Source organism: Stutzerimonas stutzeri, assembly GCF_002909485.1.
In the GTDB taxonomy this organism is placed as follows: Bacteria; Pseudomonadota; Gammaproteobacteria; order Pseudomonadales; family Pseudomonadaceae; genus Stutzerimonas; species Stutzerimonas stutzeri_AH.
This window is the reverse complement of sequence record NZ_PPXG01000005.1, coordinates 397,505-410,698: the sequence shown is the minus strand read 5'-3', so window position 1 is coordinate 410,698 and position 13,194 is coordinate 397,505. Positions and strand designations below refer to the sequence as shown.

General features: G+C 64.0%; 5 protein-coding genes. 3 read left to right on the top strand and 2 right to left on the bottom strand.

The window, feature by feature from the left end; all coding sequences use genetic code 11:
- Positions 1–1,959: a hypothetical protein gene (locus CXK91_RS14620; protein WP_103456842.1), complete on the bottom strand. Its 1,959-nt coding sequence runs from the start codon at positions 1,957–1,959 to the stop codon at positions 1–3.
- Positions 1,960–2,066: 107 nt separating this feature from the next.
- On the bottom strand, positions 2,067–2,906 hold the full coding sequence (locus CXK91_RS14615) for a CAP domain-containing protein (RefSeq protein WP_103456841.1): 840 nt from the start codon (positions 2,904–2,906) through the stop codon (positions 2,067–2,069).
- Between the two features lie 152 nt (positions 2,907–3,058).
- Between CXK91_RS14615 and CXK91_RS14610 the strand changes: the two genes are divergently transcribed.
- From CXK91_RS14610 to CXK91_RS14600, 3 genes are all read left to right on the top strand, one after another.
- Complete coding sequence (locus CXK91_RS14610; protein WP_103456840.1) at positions 3,059–3,460, top strand: hypothetical protein; 402 nt, start codon at positions 3,059–3,061, stop codon at positions 3,458–3,460.
- Between the two features lie 418 nt (positions 3,461–3,878).
- A complete protein-coding gene (locus CXK91_RS14605) occupies positions 3,879–12,413 on the top strand; it encodes a GH36-type glycosyl hydrolase domain-containing protein (protein WP_103456839.1) in 8,535 nt (2,844 codons plus the stop codon).
- 198 nt (positions 12,414–12,611) lie between these two features.
- Complete coding sequence (locus CXK91_RS14600) at positions 12,612–13,055, top strand: DUF2846 domain-containing protein (RefSeq protein ID WP_103456838.1); 444 nt, start codon at positions 12,612–12,614, stop codon at positions 13,053–13,055.
- Positions 13,056–13,194: the final 139 nt, after the last annotated feature.

Sequence of the window (13,194 nt, the reverse complement as noted above, 5' to 3'; positions counted from 1 at the left end):
TCACGGGCGACTCGGCCTCTCGGCACAGGACTTGGATCGCTCACCGAGAAACGCGACCGGTGCCGTGCCGTCGGCATTCAGCTGGTAGATCTCGCGCGGCCTGCCCTGCTCGTCGAGCACCAGCAGGCCGATTCCCGAGCCATTCCACAGCCGCTCGCCGGACTGGCTGCGGTCCGGCACGCGGGGCACGACTTCCAGTCGGCGCCGTTTGGTCAGCCAGTTCAGTGGTGACCAGGGCGCGTAGAGCCATCGATTGAGGCGGTCGAACCAGTCCAGCAGGCGCCGTGGAAACTCGTTCTTCACGCCACTGCTGGTGATCTGCCATAGCTGCGGAGCCGTGTTGCGACCGCGAATGTGCACTTCATAAACGAAGGAGTAATGCACGTCGCCGGACAGCACCACGTAGTTACCCGGCGTTCGCGTATGGCGAAATATATTCATCATCACGTGGGCTGCGCCGCGATGGGCCATCCAGTTCTCCGCATCCACGAGCAATGGCTGGCCGGCCCAGCTGAATACTCGCTGCACAGCCTCGATCAGCTTGACGCCGAACATCGGTGCCGGCGAGACGATCAGCACCGACGGCTTGTCGAGAATGTTCTGCTGGAATTCGCTCAGCGCCTCCCAGTCCATCAGGCCGGACGGGCGACTGAGGTTGCGCTCGCTACGCCAGCGCCGGGTGCGGGTGTCCAGCACGACCAATGGCGGATCGGTGGGCAGCTCGTAGCCCCAACCGTCGAGTTTGAATAGCGTGTCGATCAGGGCATTCTGCGCAGGACAATCCAGCCAGCTGTCACTCGCTGTCGCCAGCAGCTCACGGACCGGCGCCAGCAGCTTCGCGAACCGCTCCGGCTCGTTGCCCCAGGCCTGGCACAGCAGGTAGGCGAGCAGCGCATTGCCGATGATGCGCCGCGATAGCGGATGGCCGTAGGCGGTCTCTTCCCAGCGCGCGGAGAGGTTCCAGTCGTCGGTGATGTCATGGTCGTCGAAGATCATCAACGATGGCACATGGGCCAAGGCGCGGGCGACCCTCGGCAACCCATGGATGAAGCCTTGCAGACAGCTTTCTTCGCAGCGATAGCGCTCGGCATGGGCAGGTTCGAGCGCGGGTATTTGCGGAGCAATCAGCGACCAGGGTGTAGGCGACCAGACGAGCAAATACATCGCCATGACTTCGCCCAGGCTGATCAGATGGTTCTGCCCGTTGGCGGTGGTGAACACCGGCTTTTCCACGCCGCCGAAGAAGCGCTCGCGCAGCGCCTCGTTTGACTTGAATGCGGGCAACAGCTGCTCGCGACGGTAATAGCTGGCCGGATGCGTCATCAGCTCATCGCTGTCGCTTACCACCGCGCCTTCGAGCTGTTCACCATAGAGCCCGAGCCGGCGCACCAATGCGTGGATCGCCACCAGCATCGGCCCCGCGACATCATCGGCATAGACCTGATCGCCCGTCATCAACAGCACGGCCGGGCGCTCGTCCGGACTGTCCAGTGCACCACCCAACAGTTCGTCGACGCACAGCAGGCCATCTGCCGCGGCGTGGTGCGGCTTGCGGCAGGAACCATGCAGCACACGATCGAGCCGCGACTTGATGACAAAGCTTGGCTGCGCCGCGCCGTGGTAAAGCAGATGCGGCGCCCACTCGGCGATGCCCTGCTCAACCGAACCGTCGTGGATGCGCAGGTCATATTCGATCAGGCAATCAGTGGGCAGCGGTGCGCCAGGCACGAACTCGATCAGGTGCAATACCGCGTGCTTGCCGATCGCCAGGCGCTGGCAGCTCAGCTCACCGAGCGAAACGCGTTGTTGCAGTCCGAACGCCGGGCTTTCGAGAACCAACGACAGCTCGAGCGGCCGCGAGCCAACCAGCCAGAAGGCCAGGCAATCAGGCTCGATACGGCGCAATAGCGGGCCCGCCAAAACGGCGGGCAGGTGATCGGGGATGGAGAAGTCGGTCAAGGGCAACCCTGATGGCGGGAACAGGTTTGTCTGACAGCACAGTCGCCCCGATCGCTCCTTGTTCGGGGCAGAGCGTGCATCGCCAAGCTAACCGGGCGAGCGTCGGTTCAGGGTGCGCCGAACATCGCCGTCCAGTAGATGGCCGCGTCGCTCTGCGGATCGACCGCATAGGCGCCGCCGAACTCGCTGAACTGCGGGTTCATCAGGTTCGCGCAATGCCCAGGGCTGGCCAGCCAGCCGTCCAACACCTTGCGGGCGGTCGGCAGTGCCGCAGCGATGTTTTCGCCGACCTGCCTGCCGGTGTAGCCAGCCAGCTCGGCGCGGTCGCCTGGCGTGCGGCCGTCTTCGCTCAGATGACTGAAGAAGTTGCCGTTGGCCATGGCCCGGCTGTGGGCTTCGGCGGTGCTGCCCAGCGTCTCGTTCCAGCCGAGCGGCCCGGCAGCAGCGAAGTCCTGGTTGCCACAACGGCGGGCGGAAGCACGAGCCGTGTTGATCTGCTCCAGCAGCTTCTGCCCTTCGGCCTGCCAGTCGCCCAGACGACCGTCGAGCAGCGGTCGCGCCACCACGATGCGCCAGTCACGCCCCAGGCGACTTACACCAATATCGGCGAACTGCGGATCGAGTATCACCCGGCAGAAGCTCTCACGCAGCGCCTGCATCGCAGCCTGCGCATCCCGCGGGCCGGACAGGGTAATCGCCTGCACGGTCACCATCGGATAGCCCGCGCGGGACAGCGCCTGCTGCAAGTCGCCAGCCCCCTCGTCGACCGGCAGGTTCAAGCGGGCATCGGCCGTCAGCGGCGGCAGCTCTTCGCTCGCCTTGTTGCCGCAGCGCTGCACTTCGCCACGGTAGGCGTTGATCGATTCGATCAGGCGGGCCTCCTCGGCGGCAGCGATGCCAGCAACGAACAACGTTGCGATCAGCAGAGCGGATGACAGAACACGCATGACAGTTCTCCAGCGAAATCCCTGACGGAACGAAGCGCACCCGGCGCAAAAAGAAGCGCCATGGTGCGCGAGGCTGCCGCACTTGTCATCAGCGGGCCAGCATGTAGCCACTGGCTGTGCGCGTTGCGCAGGCTTGGCTATGATCGAAAGCCATGAACAGTCAGCCGCCGCTCCGCCCATCCTGCCCGCCCGGCACCTGTACCTGCCGGCGCGACGAGTTGCTGGAAACACCCGGCGCCGACGTGCGCATCCTATGGTTGACCCGTCACGAGGAACGCCGCCTGCTCGAACGCCTGGAAAACGTGCAGAGCCTGGACGATCTCGAACGCCTGCAGCAACGCATGTACGACCAGCTCAGCATCCGCATGACCGTCGCACCAGGCCACAACGAGGTGCGCAGCATGCGCGGCATCGCCATCGAATTCGCCGAGCAACCGGGCCTGTGCCGCAAAACCCGCCCCGCCATCGCCGCAGCCGTTCGACGCGGCCTGGACAGGCACCCGGAGATCGCCTGGCGCCTGCTCGATGCGCACGATTTGCTGGGCGGCGCGTGACGTATCCGGCTCGACCGCCCTGCGCACATGTCCACCCGCCGAGCCCATCCGCTGACCAGCCGTCCTGCGCAACTCGCCACTGGCCTGATACAGCCGTTGCGTAACCTCTGTCCTGGCCGGGGCCGGGTCAACCACCAACAATAAAACCCGCATTGCTGTATGGTGAATCGAATGCTGCGACAGCATCCTTCCTGCAAGCGGCTCGGCCCATATGCCCTGCTGCTTTCATGGCTCGCCGATTCTTGACGCCTCTGCTGACCGCCCTGCGGATTGGTGAAATGACGAGGTCGTACGGCGATTTGGCAGAAACCGGCAATCGGTTTCCTGTTGTTCCGAAAGCTTGCCGCCGTGGTTCCTCCCGACAGGAGCCGGCGCACTAACGCCTGTTCCCCTATTTCCGCTAGTCGGACAGGCGCTCATGACCTCAGTTTTCCGTCACATCCTCGGACGCCAGCAGCGTTCGCCCGTATGGAGCGATCTCGCCCCAGTTCGCGATGAGCTGTTCGGCCCCGAGCGGCTCGAGCATCACGCGCGCAGCCTCGCTGCCGCCCAGCCGGTCACTACCCGCCCACCGGCTGTGCTATCCCTGCACGCGCGCTTGAACGATAACGCCACGGTGTTGCTGGCAGCCTACCGCGCCAGTGCCGCCGAGTTGGAGAGTGGCCGCAGCGTGGTACCTGCCGCGGAGTGGTTGCTGGATAACTATCATCTGGTCGAAGCGCAGATCCGCGAGATTCGCGACGACCTGCCACCGGGCTTCTACCGTCAGTTGCCAAAGCTGGCGGAGGGGCCGTTCATTGGCTACCCGCGAGTATTCGGCCTGGCCTGGGCTTTCGTCGCCCACACCGATAGCCATTTCGACCCCGAAACGCTGCGGCGCTTTATCAACGCGTACCAGCAAGTACAGCCGCTGACGATCGGCGAGCTATGGGCCGTCGCCATTACGCTGCGCATCGTCCTGATCGAGAACCTGCGCCGCCTGAGCGACCAGATTTCCGATGGCCGCGCAACCCGCGCTACCGCTGATGCACTGGCCAATCGACTGCTCTCGGCCGTCTCCGCGAAAAAGGCGCTGGACGATGAAATCGCCGCACGTGGCAGCGAGACAATGTCGGTAGTCTTCGCCGCGGAACTGGCCAAGCGCCTGCGCGATCAGGACCCGCGAACCACACCTGCGCTGGGCTGGCTGGAAGAGGAACTCGGTCGCCAGGGCAGCACCATCGACGAGGTGGTGCAGCACTCGCAACAACGCCAGGGCGCGTCCAACGTCAGCGTGCGTAACGTCATCACCAGCATGCGGCTGATCTCCGATATCGACTGGACCGAGCTGTTCGAAAACATCAGCCTCGTTGATGAGCGGCTGCGCGGCGCAAGCGCCTTCGCCACCATGGACTTCCCCACACGCAACCTCTATCGCAGCGCCATCGAGCAACTGGCGCGTGGCTCGACCGCTACGGAACTGGAAGTGGCCGGCGCAGCGCTCGCTGCTGCTGCCGCAGCACCAAGCAGCGATCTCGCTCAGGATGAGCGTGTGGGCGATCCGGGCTATCACCTGATCGGCGAAGGCCGCCTGGCTCTCGAACGCAGCATCGCGTTCAGCCCGCCGCTGGGGCTGCGCCTGAGCCGATTCCATATCCAGCTCGGCATCGTCGGCTATGTCGGATCGATTCTGCTGGTGACCGCGCTGCTGCTATCGATTGGCCTGCAGGCGTTAACCAGCGCTGGGGTCGGCGCCGGCTGGCTCGCACTGCTGGCCGTCGTGGCGTTTCTGCCGATTACCGATGTGGCGACCACGCTGGTCAACCGACTGATCACCTGGCGCTTCGGCGCCATGACCCTGCCTGGCCTGGACCTGACCGCCGGCGTGCCGCAGTCACTGCGTACCCTGGTCGCAGTGCCCACACTGCTGACCAACGAGGCGGACCTGCTGGAGCAGATCGAACGGATCGAAGTGCACCACCTGGCCGGAGCCGGGGGTGATCTCACCTTCGCGTTGCTCACCGATGGCCTGGATGCCGATGAGGAAACCTTGCCCGGCGATGCGCGCCTGCTCGAAGTCGCTGTTGCCGCCATTGCCAGTTTGAACGAGCGCTATGGCCCAGCGCCCGGCGGCAGCCGCTTCCTGATCCTGCACCGTCGGCGGCAATACAACCCCAGCGAAGGTTGCTGGATGGGCTGGGAGCGCAAGCGCGGCAAACTGCATGAGTTGAACCAGTTGCTGCGCGGCGCCACCGACACCAGCTACATCCCACTGGCTGGTTGCACACAGCAGGTGCCAGCCGATGTGCGTTATGTAATCACCCTGGACGCCGACACACGCCTACCGCGTGACGCCGCGATGCGCCTGATCGGCAAGATGGCGCATCCGCTCAACCGTCCGCGGTTCAGCGTGCCCGAGCAACGGGTGGTCAACGGTTACGCGATTCTCCAGCCACGGGTTACCCCTTCGCTGCCGGTCGGCCGGGAAGGCTCGTTCTATCAACGGGTGTTCTCCAGCCCGGGCGGCATGGACCCTTATGCGGCGGCTGTTTCCGATGTCTATCAGGATCTGTTTGGCGAAGGCTCGTATACCGGCAAGGGCATCTACGATATCGATGCCTTCGAGGCGGCACTCGCTGGTCGGGTCCCGGAAAACACCATGCTCAGCCACGACCTGTTCGAGGGTGTGTTCGCCCGCGCGGGACTGGCGACGGATGTCGAGGTGGTCGAGGAATTCCCCTCGCGCTACGACGTGTCGGGTAAGCGCCAGCACCGCTGGACCCGTGGCGACTGGCAGTTGCTGCCATGGATATTCGGTGCTCGCAGTGGCCCGCAGGCCCTGCCCGACATCGGTCGTTTCAAGATGCTCGACAACCTGCGACGCTCGCTGGTAGCGCCTCTCACACTGCTGGCCCTGGCGCTGTGCTGGCTGCTGCCACTACCCGCTGCACTGATTGGCACCGCACTCATCCTCGCCACGATGGCGATACCCGCTTTACTGCCGATCTGCTTCACTCTGCTACCCGCCCGCAGTGGTATCTGCGCGCAAAGCCATCTGCGAAGACTGCGCGATGACCTGCGCCTGGCCGCCTCGCAAACCGCGCTGAACCTGGCATTTCTGCCGGACCAGGCCTGGCGCATGCTCGACGCCATTGCCCGCACGCTTTCACGGCTGTCAGCCCGGCGCAATCTGCTGGAGTGGACCACCGCAGCCCAGTCGGCCATCAGCCCGCGCTTGAAGCTAAGCGGTTTCTATCGCGGCATGGCTGGCGGCACGCTACTCGGTGTTGGCTCAACCCTATTCATTCTGGTGACTGCCCCGGCTTCGTGGCCCATCGTGTTGCCCTTCGCTCTGCTCTGGCTCGGCGCACCCGCTCTGGCCTTGTGGGCCAGCCGCTCGCCGCGCGTCGCCCGCAGTCAGACGCTCGCCGAACCAGACGCGCAGGAACTGCGCCTGATCGCACGACGCACCTGGCGCTTCTTCGAAACCTTCGTCACGCCGGCCGACAACATGCTGCCGCCGGATAATTTCCAGGAAGACCCCAAGCCGGTCGTTGCGCGTCGCACCTCGCCCACCAATATGGGCCTTTACCTGCTCTCAGCCGTCACTGCACGTGACTTCGGTTGGGCCGGCACCCTGCAAACCATCGAGCGCCTGGAGGCGACGCTGGAGAGCATGAGCCACCTGCAGCTTCATCGCGGGCACTTCTTCAACTGGTACGCCACCGAGGACATGCGAGCGCTGGAGCCGGCTTATGTGTCAGCGGTGGATAGCGGCAACCTTGCCGGCCACCTGATCGCCATCGCCAACGCCTGTGAAGAATGGCTCGACGCGCCCACTGCACCGAACGCCCGTGCGGGTCTGCATGACACCCTGGCCCTGATTCGCCAGGCCATCGCGGCGCTGCCGACAGCCAGTGGCGAGCGTGGCCGTCCGCTATGCGAGCTGCTCGATGAAATCGCTACGCAACTTGGCGAAGAGCAAGCGCTCGATACGCTGTCGGCGACGCTGCACCAGCTGGCCGAAAAAGCCACACGCCTGAGCCTGGAAATCTGCCCGCCGAGCGCTTACGACGAGTCGGCTGACCTGCGCTTCTGGATCGATGCGCTGGGCCACACCCTGGCCGAACACGCCCGTGACCGTCAGCTGCACGGTGAGGCGCTAAACGACACACAAGCGCGCCTGCGTGAGCTGGCGCGAACGACCAGGCAAATGGCGCTGGAAATGGATTTCGCCTTCCTGCTCGATCCCGAGCGCAAGTTGCTGTCGATTGGCTACGGGTTGGCCGAAAACAGCCTCGATCCGAGCTGCTACGACTTGCTGGCATCCGAGGCACGACTGGCCAGCCTGTTCGCCATTGCCAAGGGTGACGTGACCACCCGCCACTGGTTCCGTCTGGGGCGCACCGCAACGCCGCTGGGTAACGGCTCGGCACTGATCTCATGGTCAGGCTCGATGTTCGAATACCTGATGCCCTCACTGGTCATGCGTGCACCGGCGGGCAGTCTGCTGGAGCAGACCAACAGCCTGGTGGTGCAGCGTCAGCAGGGCTACGGCAACGACCGCAACGTCCCATGGGGCGTATCCGAGTCGGCCTACCACGCCCGCGACATGGAATTCACTTACCAATACTCCAACTTCGGCGTGCCGGGCCTCGGTCTAAAGCGTGGCCTGGCGGAAAACCTGGTCATTGCGCCCTATGCCACCGGCCTTGCAACCATGATCGATGCACCTGGCGCGCAAGCCAATTTCCGCCGCCTGGCGCAGATGGGTGCGGTCGGCCGCTACGGCTTTTACGAGGCCCTGGACTTCACCCCGGCGCGGCTGCCGGACGGCCAGACCTTCGTCATCGTGCGCAACTACATGGCCCACCACCAGGGCATGACCATCGTCGCCATCGCCAACACCCTGCAGGACGGACAGATGCGCGCGCGCTTCCATCGCGAGCCGATGATCCAGGCCTGCGAACTGCTGCTGCAAGAACGCATGCCGCGTGACGTGGCCATCGCCCATCCACGTGCCGAAGAGGTGAAGATTCGCGCGGTCGAGGGCGGCGGTGACCCGCAAGCCCTGCGCCGCCTCAATGCCTGCGCGGCCGGCGCTGCGCCGGTCACTCACCTGCTCAGCAATGGGCGCTACGCGGTGATGCTCACCGCTGCGGGAGCTGGCTATAGCCGCTGGCGCGATATAGCGGTTACCCGCTGGCGCGAAGATGCCAGCCGTGACGACTACGGGTCGTTCATCTTTCTGCGTGATACCGCCGACGGTCGAGTCTGGCCGGCTGGCGGCCAGCCCATCGGCAGCGATGCCCTGAGCCATGAAGTGATCTTTGCCGAGGATCGCGCCGAGTTCATTCGTCACGATCTGGACCTGACCACCACCCTCGATGTCCTGGTGTCGGGTGAGGATGACGGCGAAGTGCGCCGCGTGTCGCTGGTCAACAGCGGCTCCGGTGTCCGTGAAATAGAGCTGACCACCTACAGCGAAGTGGTGCTCACCACCCCGTCCACCGACAACGCGCATCCGGCATTCGCCAAGCTGTTCGTGGTCACTGAATATCTGCCCGAATTCGGCGCACTGCTCGCCACCCGCCGCCTACGCAGCGAGGGCGAGCGCCCAATATGGGCGGCACACTTTGCCGTTGCCGAAGGCGAGGTCGTGGCCGACCCGCAGTATGAAACCGATCGCGCCCGCTTCATCGGCCAACGGCCGAGCGTTGCCACCGCCGCGGTCATCGCCGAAGGACGAGCGTTGTCGAATACGGTCGGCACGGTGCTCGACCCGATCTTTGCGCTCAAGTATCGGGTCAAGGTCGCGCCTGGCAAGGTCGCACGTGTGGCGTTCTGGACGTTCGTCGCTGGCTCGCGAGACGAGCTGCTCAATCTGATCGAGAAGCACCACGACCGCAGCGCCTACGACCGCGCCAAGACTCTGGCCTGGACTCAAGCTCAGGTGCAGCTGCGACACCTTGATATAAAGCCTGCCGAAGCCGCCGACTTCCAGCGCCTCGCCGCACCCATCCTCTATGCCGACCCGCACTTCCGCGCGCCATCGGCGGCGATCATCGAGGGCGCCGGTGCCCAGTCCGGCCTGTGGCCGCATTCGATATCCGGCGATCTGCCCATCGTGCTGCTGCGCATCGACGACATTCAGGACATCGCCCAGGTGCGCCAGCTACTACGCGCCCATGAGTACTGGCGCATGAAGCGCCTGGCGGTGGATTTGGTGATTCTCAACGAGCACGCCAGTTCCTATCTTCAGGACCTGCAGATCGCCATCGAAACCGCGGTACGCAGCAGCCAGTCGCGTCCGCGCTTCGGCGCCGAACTTGCCCATGGTTCCGTGTACATGCTGCGCGCTGATTTGTTGAGCACCGAGGCACGCGCGCTGCTACGCAGTGTCGCCCGGGTTTCACTGATCGCCCGCCGCGGAGCAATCGCCAATCAGCTGGCCAACCAGTTGCACCCGAGCGATGCCGTGGCGGCGCATTTCGATGCCCCACCATCACGGCAGGTCGTTTCGGCACCGTCCGTTTTCGGCCGAGAACTGGCGCAGAGCCTGGAGTTCTTCAACGGCCTGGGTGGCTTCGACAAAGACGGCCACGAGTACGTCACCCTGCTGGAAGCGGGCGCAAGCACTCCCGCCCCCTGGATCAACGTGATCGCCAATCCGAAGTTCGGTTTTCAGGTATCGGCTCAGGGCAGCGGATACACCTGGGCTGAAAACAGTCGGGAGAATCAGATCACGCCCTGGTCCAACGACCCGGTCACCGATCCCTGCGGCGAAGCTTTCTACATCAATGATGTGGACAGCGGTGCGCTGTTCAGCCCCACCGCGCAACCCATTCGCGATAGTGGCCTCTATGTCGCACGCCATGGGCACGGCTACAGCCGCTTCGAGCATCAGGCCGATGGCATCGCCATGGATCTGCTCGAATACGTGCCGCTAGCCGATCCGATCAAGATATCCCGCCTGACGTTGCGCAATCTGTCAGCCATGCCACGCAGGCTATCGGTCAGCCGTTACAGCGAATGGGTGCTCGGTGTGTCACGAAGCGCCTCCGCGCCCTTCGTCATCACCGAACGCGACGACAGCAGCGGCTTGTTGATGGCTCGCAATCCCTGGAGCAGCGCATTTCCCGGACGCGTGTCCTTCGCCGACCTCGCTGGGCGGCAAACGGCATGGACGGCTGATCGCTGCGAGTTCCTTGGCCGCAACAGTGGTCCCGCCACGCCTGCGGCGCTGCACGCCGGCAGCCCGCTGTCCGGCAGGGTCGGCGCGGGCATGGACCCTTGCGCAGCATTGCAGTGCATGGTCGAGCTGGCCCCAGGAGAGAGTGTCGAGATCGTAGCTTTCCTCGGCCAATGCGCTTCGGCCGATGAAGCGCGCGCGCTGGTCGAGCGCTATCGCCAGGCAGATCTCGACGCGGTGCTGCAAGAAGTCACGGACCACTGGCGCCGCGCCCTCGGCTCGGTGCAAGTGAAAACACCAGACCGGGCAATGGACATCATGCTTAACGGCTGGCTGCTGTATCAGACCCTCGCCTGCCGCATCTGGGCGCGCTCGGCCTTCTACCAGGCCAGTGGTGCCTATGGCTTCCGCGACCAGTTGCAGGACGGCATGGCGCTGACTTTTTCCCAGCCAGAGGCCACCCGCAGCCATATCCTGCGTGCAGCCAGCCGCCAGTTCCCTGAAGGCGACGTGCAGCACTGGTGGCTGCCGCACTCCGGTCAGGGGGTACGTACGCGAATCTCCGACGACCGTGTCTGGCTGTCGTTCGCCACGGCGACCTATATCCAGGTGTCCGGTGACGCTGCGATCCTCGATGAGCCAGTGACCTTCCTCGAAGGGCCCCTGCTCAAGCCCGGCGAACACGACGCCTTCTTCCAGCCGATGATGGCCGGCGACACTGCGCCGCTGTTCGAGCATTGCGCACGCGGGCTCGATCAATGCCTGGAACTGACCGGAGAAATGGGTTTCCCGCTGATCGGTGGCGGCGATTGGAACGATGGCATGAACCGCGTAGGCGAAGAAGGCAAGGGAGAGAGTGTCTGGCTCGCCTGGTTGCTTTTGCGCACTATCGAACTGTTCGCGCCGCTGGCAGACCAGCGAGGCACGGTGGCTGACGCCCAGCGCGCCGAACGCTGGCGTGAACACGCCTTGGCGCTCACCGATTCGCTTGAAGAAAAGGCCTGGGATGGCGAATGGTATCGCCGCGCGACCTTCGACGACGGCACCTGGCTCGGTTCCAAGGATAGCGACGAGTGCCGCATCGATTCGATCGCCCAGTCGTGGGCGGTGTTGTCTGGTGCGGCCGAACCGGCTCGTGCGAGCCAGGCGATGGCTTCGGTCAAGCATCACCTGATCCGCGAACACGACGGTTTGGCTCTGCTGTTCACCCCACCGTTCGACAAGACGGAAAAGGAACCGGGCTACATCAAGGGTTATCCGCCGGGCCTGCGCGAAAACGGCGGGCAGTACAGCCACGCAGCGATGTGGGCCATGCTCGCCTTTGCCAAGCTGGGCGACGGTGATGCAGCGTGCCGGATGTTCAAGTTGCTGAACCCGATCAACCACTCACTGACGCCCGAGCAGAGCAAGCGCTACAAGGTCGAGCCTTACGTTGTGGCGGCGGATGTCTACGGTGTCGCACCACATAACGGCCGCGGCGGCTGGACCTGGTACACCGGCGCTGCTGGCTGGATGTACCGGGCGGGCGTCGAGGGCATCCTCGGGATACGGCGGGAAGGTAACTGGCTGTTCATCGACCCCTGCATCAGCAGTGAATGGCCGGTGTTCGAGGCCAACATCACCCTGGGCGAAACCCGCTATGCCATCCGCGTGGAAAACCCCGCGCAGGCCAATCGCGGCATCAAGCATGCGCGGTTGAATGACAACACCCTCGAATGCGATGACGAATGCGTACGGCTTGCGCTGGATGGGGGGCAGCATCGGCTGCTGCTGACACTCTGAGCATCGTGTAGCCGGGTCGATCCACGCTGCAGCGCAGCAACGGCCAGGACGCTCCCGCGTCCTGGCCTCGCGACGAGCAGGTGCGTGGCCTTTGACCCTCGTCATTCTTTTCGAATGAAGGCTACAAGAAACTCGCGATGCAGCCGATAGGGACTTGCGGCCAGTGGGGCCGTTTCAGTCAACACATAAGGAAAAAGCATGTTTAACAAACTGACGATGAGCGCGGTAGCGTTGGGCTTGGCTCTGCTGTCCGGTTGCGCCTCGGTGCCTATGGAGTCAGCGGACAAGGATCAAGCCCTGAAGTCGTTCTCGGCACCGCCGCAGGACCAGGCTGGTCTGTATATCTTCCGCGATTCTTCCCTTGGTGCGGCAGTGAAGAAGACCATCAAGATCGACGATGAAGTGATTGGCGAGACCGCTGCCAAAACCTACTTCTATCGGCTCGTCAGCCCTGGTCCGCATGTACTCGCGACCGAATCCGAATTCGGCGACAACCTCCTTGAGCTGAACGCTCAGGCGGGCAAGAACCACTACGTCCGCCAGTCGATCAAGATGGGCGTTTTCGTCGGTGGTGCCAAGCTGACAGAAGTATCGGAAAGCGAAGGTCAAAAAGGCGTACGTAACACCAAGCTGGCACGTTGATCCAGCTGTCGAGGTGGGACATGCCCCACCTCGACCACCTTTGCCAGTAACCAACAGCCACACGCCCACACGTCCAGCGACCAATCCCAAACCACCTACAAGCCATTACAATGCGCGACTTCGTTTCAAACCGGTCCGC

Bases quoted from the DNA above. Each gene is read 5' to 3' on its own strand.
- CXK91_RS14615 (WP_103456841.1), bottom strand. From the start codon at position 2,906: ATGCGTGTTCTGTCATCCGCTCTGCTGATCGCAACGTTGTTCGTTGCT.
- CXK91_RS14610 (WP_103456840.1), top strand. From the start codon at position 3,059: ATGAACAGTCAGCCGCCGCTCCGCCCATCCTGCCCGCCCGGCACCTGT.
- CXK91_RS14605 (WP_103456839.1), top strand. From the start codon at position 3,879: ATGACCTCAGTTTTCCGTCACATCCTCGGACGCCAGCAGCGTTCGCCC.
- CXK91_RS14600 (WP_103456838.1), top strand. From the start codon at position 12,612: ATGTTTAACAAACTGACGATGAGCGCGGTAGCGTTGGGCTTGGCTCTG.